The sequence below is a fragment of the Alcanivorax sp. DSM 26293 genome (assembly GCF_900107995.1).
Taxonomy (GTDB): Bacteria; Pseudomonadota; Gammaproteobacteria; order Pseudomonadales; family Alcanivoracaceae; genus Alcanivorax.
The window spans coordinates 157,592-175,208 of sequence record NZ_FNUM01000006.1; the positions used below are offsets into that span (position 1 = coordinate 157,592).

Here is a 17,617-nt window from a genome sequence, read left to right on the forward strand (position 1 = left end):
GATGCCAAACCTGACCCCGCGCGAAATTGTTCATGAACTGAACAAGCACATTGTCGGCCAGGAGCCGGCGAAAAAATCCGTTGCCCTGGCCCTGCGCAATCGCTGGCGCCGCATGCAGTTGCCGGCAGAAATGCGTGCCGAAGTGGCGCCCAAGAACATCCTCATGATCGGCCCCACCGGCGTGGGCAAGACCGAAATTGCCCGCCGCCTGGCCAAGCTGGCCGACGCTCCCTTCATCAAGATCGAGGCCACCAAGTTCACCGAAGTGGGCTATGTGGGCCGCGATGTGGAATCCATCATCCGCGACCTGGTGGAAATGGCCATCAAGATGCTGCGCGAGAAAGCCATCGCCCGCGTGGGCAGCCAGGCGGATGATGCCGCCGAAGAACGCATCCTCGACGCCCTGCTGCCCGCGGCCCGAGGCGACGAAGAGAGCAAGACTGACAACAGCACCCGCCAGATCTTCCGCAAGAAGCTGCGCGAGGGCGAGCTGGACGACAAGGAAATCGAGATCGAGGTGTCCAGCAATCCGGCCGGGGTGGAAATCATGGCCCCTCCCGGCATGGAAGAAATGACCAGCCAGCTGCAACAGATGTTCTCGAAAATGGGCGGGGGCGGCCGCAAGCGCAGCCAGAAGCTGCGTGTGCGCGAAGCCTACCGGCTGATCCGGGACGAGGAAGCCGCGCGCTTCGTCAATGAGGACGAGCTGAAGGTGCAGGCCATCGATGCAGTGGAAAACAACGGCATCGTCTTCCTGGATGAAATCGACAAGGTGGCCAAGCGTGGTGAAAGCGGCGGCACTGATGTGTCCCGTGAAGGGGTACAGCGAGACCTGCTGCCGCTGATCGAAGGCTGCACCGTGTCCACCAAGTACGGCATGGTCAAGACTGACCACATCCTGTTTATCGCCTCCGGCGCCTTTCACTTGGCCAAGCCCAGCGATCTGATCCCGGAGCTGCAGGGCCGTCTGCCCATCCGCGTGGAACTGAGCGCCCTGACCCCGGATGACTTCCAGCGCATTCTCACCGAACCCCGATGCTCCCTCACTGAGCAGTACAAGGCCTTGCTGGATACCGAAGGACTCAACCTGGAGATCACCGACGACTGCATCCGGCGCATTGCTGAAGTGGCCTGGCAGGTCAACGAACGCACCGAAAACATCGGTGCCCGCCGCCTGCACACGGTACTGGAGAAACTGCTGGAAGAGATCAGCTACGATGCTGACTCCCTGGCCACCCAGTACCACGACAAGCCCCTGGTGCTGGATGCGGAAGCGGTGGATCGCTATCTGGGTGAACTGGCCGATGACGAGGACCTGAGCCGCTATATCCTCTGATTGCCCGAGGCCTGACCACAGACGTCTGACGCTGAATTCATTGGCGTCAGGCGTCTGACTTCCGACGGCCGACCGCTTTCCTGCTATGATCCCCGCCGGAGGAAAAACCATGACCGCCGGCGAACAGCTTCAACACTATCTCAACCGTTTCTTTGCCCTGCGCCAGCATGGCGACGACACCGTATTCCTGAGCCGCTTGCGGCGCTTGCAGGACTGGCAGAGCCAGCGCCTCAGCCATACCCACCGCCATCTTCTGGACGACCCGGCCACGGCAGAGGGGATCCGCTTTCTGCTCGACGAAGTCTACGGTGGCCGGGAGCTGCTACCGGTGGCCCGGGAAATCCGGCGCGCCCTGCCCAAGGCCATGAAACTGCTGCCGGACAAGGTCATGGCCACCTCTGCCAGTGCACTGGAGGCTGCGATCCTCACCCAGGAGCTGGATGAGCAGATCACCGACTCACTGGGCAGCGAGCTGGATCAACCACTCACCGAGCCGACCTACCTCAAGGGCTTTCGACAGGACCACCACCTCGATGCCCGTCAGCGCCAGCTACAATTGGTGGCCGAACTGGGTCATCGCCTGGACCGCTATATCCGCTCGCGGATGATACAGACCACCTTTCGCATGGTCCGCAAACCGGCCCATGCGGCAGGCTTTGCGAACCTGTATGATTTCATGGATCGCAGCTTCCGGGTGATGAAACCGGTGCCCAGCGTGGGCCTGCTGCTGGAGCAGCTGGCCGCACGGGAAGAGACCATCATGCAGAAGGTCTTCGACCATCACCCGGCCCCCTTCGAGGACTGACATGAACGACGAAACCAAGGTCACCCACTTCGGTTACCAGCAGGTACCGTGGCAGGAAAAGCAGCAGAAAGTGGCCGGCGTATTCCGCTCCGTGGCGGGCAAATACGATGTCATGAACGACCTGATTTCCATGGGCAGCCACCGCCTGCTCAAGCGCATGACCATCGAGCTGGCCGGGGTACGACCGGGACACAAGGTACTGGACCTGGCCGGAGGCACCGGCGACCTGGCCATCAAGTTTTCCCGCCTTGTCGGGGAGACCGGGCAGGTGGTGCTGGCGGACATCAATGACGCCATGCTGGCAGTGGGCCGCGACCGCCTGTTCGATGCGGGTTGCAGCCATAACACCCAGGTCACCCAGGTAAACGGCGAATGTCTGCCTTTCGAAGACAACAGCTTCCACTGCATCACCATTGCTTTTGGCCTGCGCAATATCACCGACAAGGATGCCGCCCTGCGCTCCATGCTGCGGGTATTGAAACCCGGCGGCCGGCTGCTGGTGCTGGAGTTTTCCACCCCGGTGCACAAGCCCCTGGCCAAGGCCTATGAGCTGTATTCTTTCGGTGTGTGGCCCAAGCTGGGCAAGCTGATCGTCAACGACGCGGACAGCTATCAGTACCTGGCCGAGTCCATCCGCATGCACCCGGACCAGGACACCCTGCAGGGCATGATGGATCAGGCCGGGTTTGCCCGCACCGAATACTTCAACATGCTGGGCGGCATCGTGGCACTGCACAGAGGGTTCAAATTTTGAGTCTGAAAGACCAGTCCCGCTCCCCCGGCCTGCTCTCCACCACGGCCCTGGCCACGGTGGAAAGAGCCATCAACACCGCCCTGCGCTCTGATCCGGCCAGTGCTGACCGACTGGCGCTGCATGCCGGCCGCCTGCTGGCCATCGAAGTGACCCTGCCGCCGCTGGCCATCTATGCGCTGATCGTGGAAGACGGGGTGGAGTTGTATCACCGCAGCGATGCCAACGCGGATGTCACGGTAAAGGGCAATCCCATGGACCTGGCTGCCTTGCTGCTGAACTGGAATACCCGCCCCGGCGTCATTGGCGGCCCGGTAGACATTAGCGGCAACCGGGAACTGTTGCAGGAAATGCAGCAACTGGCCCGCGAACTGCAAATTGATTGGGGCGCCATCCTTGAGCCGGTCACCGGCTCGGAACTGGCCCAGCAACTGGACTACAGTGCCCGTCGCCTGTTCGGCTGGGCTCGCCAGGCCGCCGGGCGACTGACCGAGCAACTGGCCGACTACGTGGGCAACGAATCCGGCCTGACCCCGGGCCGTCGGGATGTCTACGAATTCGGTCAGGATGTGGACGAACTGCGCATGGACGTGGATCGACTGGACGCCCGCATCCAGCGCCTTCGCGCGGCAAGGGCCGGCGTGAACAGCAACGGGAGCGCCACCGACTGATGCTGCCCGTTACCCGTATTCTGGTGGTCATCCATGTGGTGTGCCGCTATCGCCTGATCGCCCTGCTCCCCGCCCATCCGCTGCGCAACCTGCTGCTGGTGATGTCGTTTCTGTTGCCCTCCAGCTGGCTGGGCACCGGCAAGCTCAGCGAAGGCGAGCGGCTGCAAAAAGCCCTGGAACGCCTCGGCCCCATCTTCATCAAGTTCGGCCAACTGCTGGCCACCCGCCAGGACATGCTGCCACCGGAATGGACCCGCGCCCTGGCCCGCCTGCAGGATCAGGTTACCCCCTTCGACGGACAACAGGCCCGGGATCTGGTCGAGGCCAGTCTCAACCAGCCCTTTGATGAGGTCTTCCGCGACTTTGACAGCACACCCATGGCCGCGGCCTCCGTGGCCCAGGTCCATGCCGCCACCCTGCATAACGGCCAGCAGGTAGTGGCCAAGGTGCTACGCCCCACCATTCTTCCGGTGGTGCAACGGGACCTGAAAGTCATGGCCTTCGGCGCCCGCTGGCTGGAACGACTGTGGCGCGATGCCCGTTACTTCCGCCCCGCACGGGTGGTACAGGATTATCGGGACATTATCCTGGGCGAACTGGATCTGGCCGCCGAAGCCCGCAACAGTGAAACCATGCGCCGGCATTTCCTGTTCAGCCCGCTGCTGCACATTCCGGCCATTCATCTGGAGCTGTCCAGCCCCACCGTGATCATCATGGATCGCATCCATGGTATCCCGGTGAATGATATCGAGCGCATCAAGGCCGCCGGCATTGATCCCAAGGTACTGGCAGAACGGGGCGTGGAGATCTTCTTTTCCCAGGTATTCCGTTTCAATTTTTTCCACGCGGACATGCACCCGGGCAACATCTTCGTCAACCCGGAACACCCGGAATCTCCTCAATACATGGCCGTGGATGCGGCCATCGCCGGGCGGCTGTCGAAGGAAGACCTGAACGTGCTGGGCCGCATGGTGCTGGCCGTGATGCGCGAGGATTACAGCGCCCTAGTGGATGCCGTGATTCGCGCCGGCTGGAATACCGCCCCCATCGATCGTCCCCGTTTTGAACGGGCCGTGATCGACATTGTCGAGCCGGTGCGGTCCGCTCAACTGGACCAGCTGGAATTCGCGCCGCTGGTGATGAAGCTGTTCGATATGGCGCGCCACTACCAGATCGAAATGCCGGTGCAGTACATCCTGCTGATGAAGACACTGGTACATATCGAAGGCCTGGGGCGCAGCATCTACCCGCAACTGGATATCTGGAGCACCGGCCGGCCTCTGCTGGAAGCCTGGATGCTGGCGGAATACGGCCCCAGCGCCACACTGAAAAAGCTGCAGAATCGCATGCCGGAATGGACCGCCCAGCTACCGGAGATGCCCGATTTGCTGCGCGACGGCCTGGAAAGCCTGCGCGAACTGCCCTACCAGCAGGATCGACTGGAAGCCCGCTTCGAACAGGCCTTGCTTCGCCACCGTCACAAGCTGTTTGCCGGCCTGGCGGGGCTGGGCTGCGCCGGTACTGCCATCTGGCTGGCAACACCCCATGTCAGCTGGCCGCTGGCCGCTGTCGCTGTGCTGCTGGTGAGCTGGAGCTGGCGGCGCTAGACTGTGGCACCGCACCGCGGCACATCGGATAATCCGTCGGCGCTCGCCGCAGGCGCCAACCATAAAGAAAGTGCAAACGCTATGTCAGATATACTCAGCCAGCTCCACCAGGTGCTTGAGTCCCGCAAGGGCGCCGACCCGGACAGCTCCTACGTGGCCAGCCTGTACGCCAAGGGGCTGAACAAGATCCTGGAGAAAGTGGGCGAGGAAGCGGTGGAAACCATTCTCGCGGCCCGCGACGCGGAGGTCAGCGGCAAAACCGACGCCCTGATCAGCGAAACCGCGGATTTGTGGTTCCATAGTCTGGTCATGTTGGCCAAACTGGGAGAACACCCGGACAAGGTGCTGGCAGAACTGGAGCGTCGCTTCGGACTGTCCGGCCATGACGAAAAAGCGGCGCGCGGCAGCAAGCACTGACACGCCCTGACTATCAGCGCCCTACCTATCGGAGAGAGACAGCATGTTTTCCGGCATCAGCATTTGGCAGTTACTGATCCTTCTGGCCATCGTGGTCCTGTTGTTCGGCACCAAGAAACTGCGCAACATGGGCGGCGACCTGGGTGGCGCGGTCAAAGGCTTCAAGAACGCCATGAAAGACGGCGAGGAAGAGCAGGACCAGAAGCGTCTTGCCGATGATGACAAGGACACCAGCGGGCAGAAAACCGAGAAGGACAAGGAAAAAGACCAGGCCTGATCTGGCTCCGCCTTTCCCTGGCCCCGTTAAGAGGTTTCCATGTTCGATATCGGCTTCGCCGAACTGACCCTGATTTTCATCATCGGCCTGGTGGTACTCGGCCCGGAACGCCTGCCCAAGGTGGCCCGGACCCTGGGCCAATGGGTCGGTCGTGCCCGCTCCACCTTCAATCATCTGAAAAACGAACTGGAACGCGAAGCGGTAACCCAGGACATGCGCGAGCGCATGGAAAAGCAGATGCGGGAAATGGGCCTGGACGAAGACAGTATCCGCGAAGCCAGGGAAAGTCTGCTCAGCCCGGAGCAGATCGCCAAGGCACGCAGCCCCAGGGACAAACAGGCCGACCCTGGCGACGACCGCGAAAACCCCCAGGAACCCCCGCGCCATGAATGATGCCAGCAACGATTCCGGCCAGCCATTGATCGCTCATCTGCTGGAGCTTCGTAATCGGCTACTCAAGGCCATGGCCGCGATTTTCGTGGTGTTTCTGGGGCTGTTCTACTTTTCCCGGGAGCTGTACACCCTGGTGGCCAAGCCGCTGATGCAGGCCATGCCGGAAGGGACCAGCATGATCGCCACCGGCGTCGCCTCGCCGTTCCTGGCGCCCTTCAAACTGACCCTGTACCTGAGCATCTTCGTGGCCATGCCCTTTATTCTTCATCAGGCCTGGGCCTTTGTGGCTCCCGGCCTGTACCGGCATGAAAAGCGCCTGGCAGTGCCCCTGCTGGGCAGCAGCGTGCTGCTGTTCTATGCCGGCGCTGCCTTCGCCTATTTCGTGGTGTTCCCGCTGATGTTCCAGTTCTTTACTGCTATCGCCCCGGAAGGGGTGGCGGTGACCACGGACATCAGCAGCTATCTGGATTTTGTCCTGGCCCTGTTCCTGGCATTCGGGCTGGCCTTTGAACTACCCATCGCCATCGTGTTGCTGGTGAGCACCGGGGCAACGACGGTGGAAAAACTGGCCGCCGCCCGCGCCTATGTGGTGGTGGGATGTTTTGTGGTGGGCATGTTGCTGACTCCCCCCGACATCATCAGCCAGACCCTGCTGGCACTGCCCATGTGGTTCCTGTTCGAGATCGGCCTGTTGGCGGCCCGCCTGATTCGCCGGGAAAAACAGAAACAGCAAGACGCACCTGACGCCTGATATCCACCCTGATCAAAAGCGGTAGCCATTATTGCCGGTTGCGGCAGGAGGCAACGGCAGGGGTGTCATATCGTCCATCACCTCATCACGGGCCGGAGGCTGGGGAGCCGGAGCGGCGCAGCCATTCCCTTCCAGGAAATTCACAATGCGCTGCTGCACCGCCGGATCCCGAGTGCTTTCGATATGCCCACCGCGCAACCGCTGAAACTGCTTGGGCTCATTCGCGGCGGCAAACAGTCGCTTACCGTGCTGATAGGGGATAACCGGATCGTCTTCGCTGTGCATGACCAACAAGGGGGTTGGCGCCAGCCCGGCAATCCGGGACTCCGGGTCCAGATCCGCGCCCGGCATGCCCGGCACCACCAGCCAGCGCAGCGGCCACAATAGCCAGCTACCCTTCATCACATCATCGGTAATCCCCCGATAACTGGCAAACGCCGCTTCCAGCACCACACAGTCTGCCGCGTTCTGATTTTTTTCATCCCCCAACACCGTGGCGGCCATGGCACCACCCAGGCTCTGACCAAATACGGTCAGCGGGCCTTGCGTCTGCCTGGCATTGCGCAACCAGTCCAATCCCAACTGCACATCGTCAAATACCGCCGGCAGTTTCGGCTTGCCCTCAGACAGGCCATAACCCCGGTAGTCGAGGAGAAAAACGTTATAGCCCTGTTCCGGCAACCATTGCACGCTGGCCAGGTGGGTACTGATGTTCTGGGCATTCCCATGAAGAAAATACACGGTGCCACGGACATGCCCCTCACCGGCGGCCGGCAACCACCAACCATGCAGGCGCAGCCCGCGCGGATGGATCAACACCACATCCTCGTAGCTGAGCCCCTGGTTTTCCGGATTCTGCACCCAGGGCTCCATGGGATAGAAGAACAGTTTGCTGCAGCCTGCCAGCGCCGTGGCCAGGCTGGCCAACAGAATCAGTCGAAGTACCATCGCCATTGTAATTTGAACTCGTAATCGCCATCCCCGCGCCAGCCTTCCCGGCTCAGCGATGCCCGCAACCCATGCTGACGGGCAAAAGCCCAGTGCACGGCGAACTCGGAAGTATGTCGATAGGTATCGTTGTTGAAGTAATGTCCCACACTGCCCAGCTGCCACTGCCAGCGTCCGCGCTGATAGAGCAGCCCCGCATCCAGACCAGCCCCGGGGGTGAGGAAGGTATCAAAGTCGCTATTATTTTCCATTCGCAGGCTGGTTAACAGGTAGGGCTGCCAGTTGCCCAAGGCCCAGCTGCCACCCGCGCCGCCCTGGACATAGCGCACCAGACGTCGGCGCCCTGCCCAGGCCCTCTCCAGTCCTCCCTCCACATACCAGCTCAACGGCTTGCTGAAGCGATTGCGGGGAGCAAGCGAGCGAATGCTTACCACATCCAGTTCTTCCAGGCGTGGATCACCGGATTCCGTGCTGCGCAGGGTCAATCCCATGCCTTCAATCTGGGCCCCGCGTAGAAAACCGTAACCATTATCCAGCAGGTCGTGGTAGGTCAATCGGTAGCTCAGCTCGCCGAAATCCTGATTCGCCTCACGCTGACCACCGGCCAGAGCCAGCATCTGCGTGCCATGGCCCGCTTCCGGAGGTTCAGGATTCACGGTTTCCGGCACATCCACCTTAGGCAACCGGTTCATTTCCGTGAGTAGCGTAAAGGAATCCCGGGCAGCTCGCGGCTTCCTGACTCCTTTCCGGTTGACCAGTCGCAGATAGCGATAGGCGGTGGTCACCATCAGCGCCTGCTGCCGGGGCTCGGCCTGTTGAAATGCTTCCGATTCCAGCAGCCCCGGGTCATCCGCGAGAGCACGGGCCAGCCGCTGCTGCTGTGCCGTCATCTGGCGACGCAGGTTATCCAGCTCAACCGCCTTGGAGGGCCGGTAATGACGCTCACTGATCAAGCCCCGATCATCCAGGGCGCGGACCGTATTCACTGGCACTTCGGCAAAACGCAGTTCCGTGAGCAGCTGCGAGCCCGGCCTCGCGACTTCCACCAGTTCCAGCAGACGGAAAGAACAGTTTTCATCGAAAAAATAATAATCAAAATTGATGTCTTTCAGTTCCCACAGGTGCTCTATCAGCCAGTCAATTTCCTGCTGATCCAGATCCAGGGTGTACTCCCACATATCGCGATTTTCCATGTGGGAATATTCCTGAATTTTTTGCACATAAGGGACCAGGGCAAAGCGGCCAGGATAGCCGCCGGCTAACCCGCGATAAATATAGAAAAAGGAATTATCAGCCTCCGTGGATACGGCTCCGAAATTCACCGCCCAGGACAACCAAACCGCACTGTCTTTACCCTGATCCAGGCGCAGTAGTGTATGGCCGAACATGGACGACGGGCTGTTCAGATAGGCCGCAGGAAACACCAGGACTGCCCGGCTGGCATGTACTGCAGAGCGCCACCGGGAATACTCCTCGCAGTGGTCAAAAGGCGCATCCTCCTGCCAATCCAAATGTCCGGCAAGAAAACGGTAACGGGCGGGGTAACGGCATCGCTCAGGGGCTTTGGCAGGCTCTAACGCAGCCAACGTTGCTCGCAGCTCTGCAAGCACATCATCCTTGCCATTTTTCGCCAGAAAATAATTATCATCATCGATATAACTGCGACCCCGATCGCGCAGCGTAGCACCGGGATTCACATGCATGAGCGCCTGCCACCGTGGCGAGGCAGCAAGATCCGCCAGGGAGAGAGAGGAGTTCGCGGCCAACGCCGGGGCAATCCAGCACAGCAGCACACAAAGGAGTCCAGTGCGCATCCGGTATTATCCGTGATTCGGGCGGGAAAATTCCGTCCTGGGTCTGTGATTCCAGATCGGACAAACAAAGCCCCGCCGGAGGGCGGGGCTCGTCAATAAACGCAGTTTATCGTTTAGGCCAGGTACTTGGACAGGCTCTCGTCCTGCTTCATTACCTCGGTGATGTTGGCCATGACTTCCTCGGCGGTTACATCCTGGTGCGGGAAAATAACAGCGAAGTTTTCATGCATGGCAGCATTGAAACGGGCACGATCGTCGGCCTGGATCCCCATGGATACGGACAATGCGGTCAGGGCTTCGCCTTCACCTGTGGCCATATCCTGAGCCACTTCTTCCATCACACCGGTCATGCCGAGCAGGCTCTGGCCGCTGTAGGTCAGGGAACCGTTGGTATCACAGCCGTTGGTACCGGTGGTCATACCGAACGTTGCGTTGCCGGAGGTGCCGTTCACAATAGTCGCCAGCAGGTGCATGGGCAAACCGGAATTGCCTTCGAACAGCATGTTACCCCAGCCACAACCGGGACCACCCGGAGCTACAGCCATGGCAGAAGTTGAAGCGCCGAGCAGAGTGGCAGCAATAAGCGTCTTTTTCATTCTGAGATACCTCCAAGTTTTTATATGTCATCCCTGGGGATACTTCACAGCACCAGGCTGTATTTAGCAACCCTGTCGCAGCGATGCTGCTCAGTGCTCTCCCCGTCACCCGCAAAACAGGCAACTGACTTCATCATAAACAAGGCGAGGACCTTTGCAATACAATTGCAAAACTACGGTCATGAGCTCAAAAGAAATGTGACAGGGCCATCATTGACAAGATGTACTTGCATATCGGCACCAAACACACCACTGGTCACTGGAATATTCTTTTCCCGTAATTCCCGCAAATAACAATCGTATAGCTGCCTTCCCTGCTCCGGCGGGGCCGCCTTGCTGAAACTGGGCCGACGGCCCTTTCGGGTATCCGCCGCCAAGGTGAATTGGGATATGGCAAGAATTTCTCCATCAATATCGCGCACGTCCAGGTTCATCTTGTCATCGCTGTCGGCGAACACCCGGTAACCCACTGTCCTTTCCGCCATTCGCGCCACCGTCGCCTCATCGTCACCGGCCTCGATCCCAACCAGCAGCAACAGACCCTGGCCGATACGCCCCACACACTCGCCGGATACCGTCACCGAGGCTTCGCTGACACGCTGCAACAACACTTTCAATCGTCGATCCTCCTCTCCAGTCTTTTCACTGCCTCCACCAATGCACTGGCAATCAACGGGTCAGAGGATGAATGACTGCCCCCTGCCACCCAATGCAACTGACTGCCCGGCAATACCCGGTGTAGCTCAAGCGCCTGGTCCGCCGGGCAGACGAAATCCCGGGTGCCGTGAATAATCTCTACCGGCAGCCCCATCCCTGCGCATGCCTCCAGCAAGGGAGCGGCAAGAAAACCATCATGAAGAAAATAATGGGTTTCCTGCATAGCCATACACAGCTCGTCATCGCTGGCTTCTCCAGGGGGTGACACCGGCGTTAATGCCAGCACGGATTCCCAGTTACACCAGTTACGGGCATGGTAGCGGGCGCGCTTGCCCTGCAAGCCCTGATGATAGCGCTGTAGAAGGTCCCCCTCCCCCGGCGGCGCCTGCTCCTCAAATGCTGCCCATGACTCGGGAAAGAGCCGCGCAGCCCCGAGAGGCGTATAAAGCCAATCGCGATCCTGTTGTCGACAGAGAAAGACGCCCCGCAACACCATACCGGCGACCCGCTGGGGATACGTCGCCAGGTACGCCAGGGCCAGAGTGACGCCCCAGGAGCCAGCGAAGACTCGCCAACGCGTTATACTCAGCGTCTCCCTCAGACTCTCCAGGTCTGCAACCAGATGGGTGGTGGTATTGTCCTGAATCGACGCAAAGGGTCGGCTTTGACCACTGCCTCGCTGATCAAAGAGAATAATGCGGTACCGTCGGGGATCGAAAAACCGGCGCATGAAGGGGGAGCAACCGCCGCCGGGACCGCCATGCAGGACAACCACAGGCACGCCGTCCGGATTACCGCTTTCTTCCACGTAAAGCTGGTGCCCCTGACCCACTGATACCAGAGACTGCCGATAACTGTCCGGCAAGGGAAATAACGCCATGAGAGCTGCACTTATCTGCAGAAAGACCTCAGCATACCTGCTGGTGATTACCCTGCAACTGTTGCTGGCAGGCTGCAGCAAAACCCCACCGGAGCAGGCCATCCTGGACGCCCTGGAGAATCTTGAGGCGGCTATCGAGGCTGGCGATACCGGATCGGTGATGGACGCACTCACCGATCCTGCAGAGATTCAGCGTGGCGGCCACACCCTGCAACGGAACGAGGTGCGGCGCCTACTGATGGGCACCTTCCTCCGCTACCCGCAACGCCAACTTGCACTCACCCAGATCAACATCGAGCTGGACCCTGTTACCCAACGCCACGCCCGCGTCACCTTCACCGCCTTCGCCTGGGGCGGACAGAACGTCATGCCCGAGAACGTGGATAGCTATCGGGTGGTGAGCGACTGGCGCGAGGACGGGGAGTGGAAAATTGAGGCGCTGACAGCGAATGGGCTTAGGGAGTGAACAGTTCGCGATTTTGCGCTCGTTATTTCCCAACGCAAGAGGCCGCGCCCAGAGTATGGACGCAGCCTCTTGCGTTGCAGAACCTGAAGTCCAGTCCCGCGAACTGTTAACTATTCACTATTAACGGTTAACTGCTTCATCAATCCTCATCGCCACCAGCCAACTCTCCCTCCATATCCAGCTCCTTGATCTTGCGGGTGAGGGTGTTGCGACCCCAGCCGAGCAAAGCGGCGGCATCGCGCTTACGGCCGCCGGTGTGCTGCAGGGCCACTTCGATCATGGTGCGCTCGAACCCCGGAACCGCCTGTTCGAGGATGCTGCGCTCACCCTGGGACAGGGCCCGGTCGGCCCAGTTGCGCAGGGACTTGAGCCAATCACCGCTGACGTCGGCGCCCTTGGCGGCACCGGCCTCTTTCAGTTCCGGCGGCAGATCATCCACCAGCACCTCTCGACCGGATGCCATCACCGTCAGCCAGCGACAGGTATTTTCCAGTTGCCGCACGTTACCCGGCCAACCCTGAGCGGCCAGGTATTTTTCCGTGTCCTTGTGCAGCACCTTGGGCTCCACGCCCAGCTCATTGCCCGCCCGCTGCAGGAAGTAGTTGGCCAGGCGGGGGATATCTTCACGGCGCTCAGCCAGCCGGGGAATATGGATACGGATTACATTGAGGCGGTGGAACAGATCCTCACGGAAGTCCCCATCCTTGACCAGACGCTCCAGATCCTGGTGAGTGGCTGCAATAATGCGAACATCCACATGGATCGGAGTGGTACCACCAACGCGATAAAACTCGCTCTCCTGCAATACCCGCAACAGGCGAGTCTGCGCTTCCAGCGGCATGTCACCGATTTCATCAAGGAACAGGGTGCCACCGTTGGCCTGCTCAAAACGCCCCACACGCTGGTTATTGGCACCGGTAAAGGCCCCCTTTTCGTGACCAAACAGCTCGGATTCGATCAGGTCCTTGGGGATAGCCGCCATGTTCAGTGCCACAAAATTCTTTTCACGACGCATGGAGTGACTGTGCAGGGCCCGGGCAACCAGCTCCTTACCGGTACCGGACTGGCCGTTGATCAGTACCGTGACGTTGGAATGGCTGAGTCGGCCAATGGCGCGGAACACCTCCTGCATGGCCGGCGCTTCGCCGATAATTTCGGTGGACTCTTCCTCCACGGCGGGCGGCTGCTCACCGCGGGATTCTTCACGATGCTTGATGGCACGCCGCACCAGAGCCACCGCCTCGTCCACATCAAACGGCTTGGGCAAATACTCAAAGGCTCCTCCCTGATAGGAGGCCACCGCGGAATCCAGATCAGAGTGGGCGGTCATGATGATCACCGGCAGATCCGGGTTCTTGCGCTGTAGAATCTTGAGCATCCGCAGGCCGTCGGTGCCCGGCATGCGCACATCACTGATCAGCACTTCCGGCTCCTGCCCACCCTCCTCCAGGGTGTTCAGCGCCTCATCGCCATCCTCGAAACAGGTTACTGCGTAACCCTCCTGGCTCAATGCCTTTTCCAGCACCCAGCGAATGGACCGGTCATCGTCAACTACCCATACCGTTACGCTCATGACCGGCCACTCCCTGGTGTTTCACTGTTGTCGTTGTTCACGGCTGCAAAGGCGCTCATGACTGTTCGCTCTCCGTTATTTCCGGCTGCTCCATTGGCAGCAAAATACTGAATACGGTGTTACCCGGGGCGCTCTCGCACTCAATCAACCCCTGATGCTGACTGATAATGGACTGGGCAATGGACAAACCCAGCCCGGTACCACTGGCCCGGCCGCTGACCATGGGATAAAACAGGGTCTCCTGCACATCCGGGGCAATACCCGGGCCGTTGTCGATAATATCTACCCGCAGCACCAGACGGTGGCGCAACGAGCCAATGGTGAACTGGCGCAATACCCGCGTGCGCATGATGATGCGGGCATCTTCTGTATGCGATTCCAGCAAGGCCTGGGTGGCGTTGCGGATAATATTGAGCAATACCTGAATCATCTGATCCCGGTCGGCAATCACATCCGGCAGGCTGATATCGTAATCCCGCCAGATCGCGACCCCCTGGGGGTGCTCCGCCAGCAACAGCTGACGAACATGCTCCAGGCATTCATGCACATTCACCGGCTTGAACTCCGGCGGCTTGCGCGGACCAAGCATACGATCTGCCACCGTGCGCAACCGGTCTGCCTCATCGATGATGACTTTGGTGTACTCGGTCAACTCAGGGTCCGGCAGAGCGCGCTCCAGCAACTGAGCCGCCCCGCGGATACCCCCCAGAGGGTTCTTGATCTCGTGGGCCACCCCTCGCACCAGCGCCCGGGTCGCCTGATGCGCATGGATCAACGCTTCTTCCCGGGTGATGCGCAGCAGCCGATCCAGCGGCTGCATTTCCATCAGCAGGCTCAGGGGCTGCCCGGGTTCATTAATCGGACTGACGGAATAATCCACAGTAATTTCATAACCCGGCGCCACCGCAAGACGAGCCTCCCGCCGCGTGAAGGGGTGCTCATCCTGGATGCACTGGCGCAGGGCATCACGGGCTTCTTCGTCATCAAAAAAATAATCCGGCAGCGGCTGCCCCATGGCACGGCTGGCGCTGGTGGCAAGCAGCATCTCTGCCGCCGGATTCAGATAGCGGACCTGCAGCTTGTGATCCAGCATGACCACCGCAGTGCGCAGGTGATCCAGTAAACGTTTGTGCAAGATGACACCACCCATCAACTGTTGGCCCATAACAGGGCATAAGCAATTATCAGGCCACCTCTGCCAACGCCGCAGGTGCACGGCTATAGGTCTTCAATGCAGAGAACGGAGCCCCATGATGATGAGTGTAGCGAGATCAGAGGAAAGATTGCACTATAATGGTGCAGAACTAGGGAGCCAGAATGGGTCGCCGCTGAGACGGTCGAGCAGGATCTCCTCGCCCCGCCGGGTCACCGGCCCCGGCGGGACCGCCTGACGATGCGGATCCACCCGTTTCCGCAGCGCCACCCCGGCTGGCAGGGTCACCAATAACACCCGGCCCCCCATTGCCAGGCGAATTCTGGAAATTCTGCACCGTACTGCGATGGATATACACCTGCACCGGCTCAGAGCTGATCAGAACCTCGTCATCAGAATTGAGCACTTTGACCACGAGAGTGTGCGTACCCCGAATAACGGTATTTAGCGCCATACCTGGCTGGGCCTCCCCATTATCGAAAAGCACCAGTCGGTCATCTCCCTGAAGGGACGGCTGCAGATCCACAGAGACCACTACCGGTTCTTGCTGATTACGGATAGTGCTTTCCGGCTCAGGACGGGTAATCACAAGAGAACGATACCCTTCGGGCGGCTCGTCCTCCTCAATCTGAGACTCAGCTTCAGGCAATTTGACCCTCTTCATGGGCACCGCATTGGGAGGTCGAAGGTGCACCTCTTCGGAAGCGCTTGCGCCCTCTGCAGGCTGATCACTGAAAATCACATTGCCATTCTTGTCGACAGACCGATATATCTTTGCCGATGCATTGGGCTCTTCCCCGTCAACCTCTACCGCTGTTTCGGCACGTAGCCCGCCAGAGCACATCAGCAAGGCAGTCAGCAACATTCCTGCATTCTTCATGATTGCCTCCCTTGAACACCCTTTGATTCTCACCCGCCAAGCCAGCACAAGAAAGGGCCAAATGCACAAATTCTGTGCTTATTTCAGACTCATACAGACAAAAAAAGCCCCCGACTAGCGGGGGCCTTCTTTCTGCAGATTTCCCGAAGGAGATCAGCAGGAGTAGTACATGTCGAACTCGACCGGGTGCGGAGTCATGTTGAGACGCTCGATCTCACCACGCTTCAGGCTGATGTAGCCTTCCAGCATATCCTTGGAGAACACGTCGCCTTCGGTCAGGAAGTCCATGTCGGCTTCTAGGCAATCCAGCGCCATGGTCAGGGTATGGGCCACGGTCGGGATGTCCTTGGCTTCTTCAGCCGGCAGATCATAGAGATCCTTGTCCATGGCATCGCCCGGGTGCAGCTTGTTCTTGATACCGTCCAGACCTGCCATCAACAGGGCCGCGAAGCACAGGTACGGGTTGGCAGACGGATCCGGGAAGCGCGCCTCGATACGACGGGCCTTGGCGTTGCTCACGAACGGAATACGGATGGAAGCAGAACGGTTACGGGCAGAGTAGGCCAGCATTACCGGGGCTTCGAAGCCGGGCACCAGACGCTTGTAGGAGTTGGTGGAACCGTTGGTGAAGGCATTCAGGGCACGAGCGTGCTTGATGATGCCGCCGATGAAGTACAGGGCTTCGTCGGACAGACCTGCGTAGCCGTCACCGGCAAACAGGTTCTTGCCATCTTTACCCAGGGACACGTGAACGTGCATACCGGAACCGTTATCACCGATCAGCGGCTTGGGCATGAAGGTGGCAGTCTTGCCGTAGGCGTGAGCCACGTTGTGCACACAGTACTTGAGGATCTGCACTTCGTCGGCCTTGGCGGTCAGGGTGTTGGCGCCAACACCGATTTCACACTGGCCCGCAGTACCCACTTCATGGTGGTGCACTTCGATGTTCAGGCCCATTTGCTCCATGGCGGAACACATGGCACCACGCAGGTCGTGCAGGCTATCTACCGGCGGAACCGGGAAGTAGCCGCCCTTCACACCCGGACGGTGACCGATGTTGCCACCTTCGAAGTCCTCGTGGGATACCCACGCGGCTTCTTCGGAGTGAATGTTGTACATGGAACCCTGCATGTCGGATTTCCACTGCACGGAATCAAATACGAAGAATTCCGGCTCAGGACCAAACAGCGCAGTGTCGGCGATGCCAGTGGATTTCAGGTATTCCTCGGCGCGACGAGCCACAGAGCGGGGATCACGCTCGTAACCCTGCATGGTGGACGGCTCAAGGATATCGCAACGCAGGTTGATGGTTGCCACGTCAGTGAACGGGTCCAGTACAGCGGAGGAATCATCCGGCATCATCACCATGTCGGACTCATTGATGCCTTTCCAGCCGGCAATGGAAGAACCATCGAACATTTTGCCGTCCTGGAAGAAATCTTCGTCGATTTCACCCACGGGGAGGGTTACGTGCTGCTCCTTACCACGGCTATCGGTGAAGCGCAGGTCCACCCATTTCACATCATTATCTTTGATCAGCTTGAGGGTCTTTTCAGACATTGTCGTGCGTCCTCCTAAGGAACAGCGGGTTTGTCTCTGACTCGTTGCCCCACCCCGCATCAGGGCAGAACAGAGAGCCGGT

Annotated in this window: 19 protein-coding genes; 10 read left to right on the forward strand and 9 right to left on the reverse strand. The window is 59.7% G+C overall.

The window, feature by feature from the left end; genetic code table 11:
* Position 1 precedes the first annotated feature (1 nt).
* The 9 genes from hslU to tatC all read left to right on the forward strand — a co-directional run bounded on the left by hslU (position 2) and on the right by tatC (position 7,008).
* Positions 2-1,336, forward strand: coding sequence for an ATP-dependent protease ATPase subunit HslU (hslU, locus tag C4S63_RS12045; protein ID WP_063508196.1), 1,335 nt, complete (start codon positions 2-4; stop codon positions 1,334-1,336).
* A gap of 109 nt (positions 1,337-1,445) precedes the next feature.
* The gene (locus C4S63_RS12050; protein ID WP_063508195.1) at positions 1,446-2,141 is read left to right on the forward strand and encodes a hypothetical protein; all 696 of its coding nucleotides are present in this window, start codon (positions 1,446-1,448) and stop codon (positions 2,139-2,141) included.
* Between the two features lies 1 nt (position 2,142).
* Positions 2,143-2,895, forward strand: coding sequence for a bifunctional demethylmenaquinone methyltransferase/2-methoxy-6-polyprenyl-1,4-benzoquinol methylase UbiE (ubiE, locus tag C4S63_RS12055; RefSeq protein WP_062815696.1), 753 nt, complete (start codon positions 2,143-2,145; stop codon positions 2,893-2,895).
* Positions 2,892-3,563, forward strand: coding sequence for an SCP2 domain-containing protein (locus C4S63_RS12060; RefSeq protein ID WP_063508194.1), 672 nt, complete (start codon positions 2,892-2,894; stop codon positions 3,561-3,563). Before ubiE ends, C4S63_RS12060 begins: the two co-directional genes overlap by 4 nt.
* Positions 3,563-5,170 carry an AarF/UbiB family protein gene (locus C4S63_RS12065; protein ID WP_062815694.1) on the forward strand — a complete coding sequence of 536 codons (1,608 nt, stop codon included), beginning with the start codon at positions 3,563-3,565 and terminating at the stop codon, positions 5,168-5,170. The genes C4S63_RS12060 and C4S63_RS12065 overlap by 1 nt, the downstream gene beginning before the upstream one ends.
* 81 nt (positions 5,171-5,251) lie before the next feature.
* Positions 5,252-5,587 (forward strand): phosphoribosyl-ATP diphosphatase, encoded by a 336-nt coding sequence (locus C4S63_RS12070; RefSeq protein WP_062815693.1) that lies wholly within the window; start codon positions 5,252-5,254, stop codon positions 5,585-5,587.
* A 43-nt stretch (positions 5,588-5,630) separates the two neighbouring features.
* Complete coding sequence (gene tatA / locus C4S63_RS12075; RefSeq protein ID WP_062815692.1) at positions 5,631-5,864, forward strand: Sec-independent protein translocase subunit TatA; 234 nt, start codon at positions 5,631-5,633, stop codon at positions 5,862-5,864.
* A 39-nt stretch (positions 5,865-5,903) separates the two neighbouring features.
* Positions 5,904-6,257, forward strand: a complete 354-nt coding sequence (gene tatB, locus C4S63_RS12080; protein ID WP_063508850.1) for a Sec-independent protein translocase protein TatB — start codon at positions 5,904-5,906, stop codon at positions 6,255-6,257.
* Positions 6,250-7,008, forward strand: coding sequence for a twin-arginine translocase subunit TatC (tatC, locus tag C4S63_RS12085; RefSeq protein ID WP_063508851.1), 759 nt, complete (start codon positions 6,250-6,252; stop codon positions 7,006-7,008). The genes tatB and tatC overlap by 8 nt, the downstream gene beginning before the upstream one ends.
* A gap of 12 nt (positions 7,009-7,020) precedes the next feature.
* On the opposite strand, the gene C4S63_RS12090 is transcribed toward tatC, so the two are convergent.
* The 5 genes from C4S63_RS12090 to pip all read right to left on the reverse strand — a co-directional run bounded on the left by C4S63_RS12090 (position 7,021) and on the right by pip (position 11,903).
* On the reverse strand, positions 7,021-7,962 hold the full coding sequence (locus tag C4S63_RS12090) for an alpha/beta hydrolase (protein WP_103917699.1): 942 nt from the start codon (positions 7,960-7,962) through the stop codon (positions 7,021-7,023).
* Positions 7,941-9,770, reverse strand: a complete 1,830-nt coding sequence (locus C4S63_RS12095; protein WP_103917700.1) for a DUF4105 domain-containing protein — start codon at positions 9,768-9,770, stop codon at positions 7,941-7,943. The genes C4S63_RS12090 and C4S63_RS12095 overlap by 22 nt, the downstream gene beginning before the upstream one ends.
* 113 nt (positions 9,771-9,883) lie before the next feature.
* Positions 9,884-10,366 carry a DUF3015 domain-containing protein gene (locus C4S63_RS12100; protein ID WP_062815687.1) on the reverse strand — a complete coding sequence of 161 codons (483 nt, stop codon included), beginning with the start codon at positions 10,364-10,366 and terminating at the stop codon, positions 9,884-9,886.
* 179 nt (positions 10,367-10,545) lie between these two features.
* On the reverse strand, positions 10,546-10,983 hold the full coding sequence (gene dtd, locus C4S63_RS12105) for a D-aminoacyl-tRNA deacylase (protein ID WP_103917701.1): 438 nt from the start codon (positions 10,981-10,983) through the stop codon (positions 10,546-10,548).
* Positions 10,980-11,903, reverse strand: coding sequence for a prolyl aminopeptidase (gene pip / locus C4S63_RS12110; RefSeq protein WP_103917702.1), 924 nt, complete (start codon positions 11,901-11,903; stop codon positions 10,980-10,982). The genes dtd and pip overlap by 4 nt, the downstream gene beginning before the upstream one ends.
* Between pip and C4S63_RS12115 the strand changes: the two genes are divergently transcribed.
* Positions 11,902-12,369, forward strand: a complete 468-nt coding sequence (locus C4S63_RS12115) for a nuclear transport factor 2 family protein (protein WP_063508782.1) — start codon at positions 11,902-11,904, stop codon at positions 12,367-12,369. The genes pip and C4S63_RS12115 overlap by 2 nt on opposite strands.
* Positions 12,370-12,508: 139 nt before the next feature.
* Here C4S63_RS12115 and ntrC read toward each other — a convergent pair whose 3' ends face one another.
* From ntrC to glnA, 4 genes are all read right to left on the reverse strand, one after another.
* Positions 12,509-13,942: a nitrogen regulation protein NR(I) gene (gene ntrC / locus C4S63_RS12120; protein ID WP_103917703.1), complete on the reverse strand. Its 1,434-nt coding sequence runs from the start codon at positions 13,940-13,942 to the stop codon at positions 12,509-12,511.
* Positions 13,943-13,997: 55 nt separating this feature from the next.
* The gene (gene glnL, locus C4S63_RS12125; protein ID WP_103917704.1) at positions 13,998-15,107 is read right to left on the reverse strand and encodes a nitrogen regulation protein NR(II); all 1,110 of its coding nucleotides are present in this window, start codon (positions 15,105-15,107) and stop codon (positions 13,998-14,000) included.
* Positions 15,108-15,246: 139 nt separating this feature from the next.
* Complete coding sequence (locus C4S63_RS12130) at positions 15,247-15,975, reverse strand: DUF4124 domain-containing protein (protein WP_103917705.1); 729 nt, start codon at positions 15,973-15,975, stop codon at positions 15,247-15,249.
* A 153-nt stretch (positions 15,976-16,128) separates the two neighbouring features.
* Positions 16,129-17,535, reverse strand: a complete 1,407-nt coding sequence (gene glnA, locus C4S63_RS12135) for a glutamate--ammonia ligase (RefSeq protein ID WP_103917706.1) — start codon at positions 17,533-17,535, stop codon at positions 16,129-16,131.
* Positions 17,536-17,617 lie beyond the last annotated feature (82 nt).

Coding starts and splice junctions, on each gene's coding strand:
- hslU (WP_063508196.1), top strand. CDS start 2: ATGCCAAACCTGACCCCGCGCGAAATTGTTCATGAACTGAACAAGCAC.
- C4S63_RS12050 (WP_063508195.1), top strand. CDS start 1,446: ATGACCGCCGGCGAACAGCTTCAACACTATCTCAACCGTTTCTTTGCC.
- ubiE (WP_062815696.1), top strand. CDS start 2,143: ATGAACGACGAAACCAAGGTCACCCACTTCGGTTACCAGCAGGTACCG.
- C4S63_RS12065 (WP_062815694.1), top strand. CDS start 3,563: ATGCTGCCCGTTACCCGTATTCTGGTGGTCATCCATGTGGTGTGCCGC.
- C4S63_RS12070 (WP_062815693.1), top strand. CDS start 5,252: ATGTCAGATATACTCAGCCAGCTCCACCAGGTGCTTGAGTCCCGCAAG.
- tatA (WP_062815692.1), top strand. CDS start 5,631: ATGTTTTCCGGCATCAGCATTTGGCAGTTACTGATCCTTCTGGCCATC.
- tatB (WP_063508850.1), top strand. CDS start 5,904: ATGTTCGATATCGGCTTCGCCGAACTGACCCTGATTTTCATCATCGGC.
- tatC (WP_063508851.1), top strand. CDS start 6,250: ATGAATGATGCCAGCAACGATTCCGGCCAGCCATTGATCGCTCATCTG.
- C4S63_RS12090 (WP_103917699.1), bottom strand. CDS start 7,962: ATGGCGATGGTACTTCGACTGATTCTGTTGGCCAGCCTGGCCACGGCG.
- C4S63_RS12095 (WP_103917700.1), bottom strand. CDS start 9,770: ATGCGCACTGGACTCCTTTGTGTGCTGCTGTGCTGGATTGCCCCGGCG.
- C4S63_RS12100 (WP_062815687.1), bottom strand. CDS start 10,366: ATGAAAAAGACGCTTATTGCTGCCACTCTGCTCGGCGCTTCAACTTCT.
- C4S63_RS12115 (WP_063508782.1), top strand. CDS start 11,902: ATGAGAGCTGCACTTATCTGCAGAAAGACCTCAGCATACCTGCTGGTG.
- pip (WP_103917702.1), bottom strand. CDS start 11,903: ATGGCGTTATTTCCCTTGCCGGACAGTTATCGGCAGTCTCTGGTATCA.
- ntrC (WP_103917703.1), bottom strand. CDS start 13,942: ATGAGCGTAACGGTATGGGTAGTTGACGATGACCGGTCCATTCGCTGG.
- glnL (WP_103917704.1), bottom strand. CDS start 15,107: ATGGGCCAACAGTTGATGGGTGGTGTCATCTTGCACAAACGTTTACTG.
- C4S63_RS12130 (WP_103917705.1), bottom strand. CDS start 15,975: ATGAAGAATGCAGGAATGTTGCTGACTGCCTTGCTGATGTGCTCTGGC.
- glnA (WP_103917706.1), bottom strand. CDS start 17,535: ATGTCTGAAAAGACCCTCAAGCTGATCAAAGATAATGATGTGAAATGG.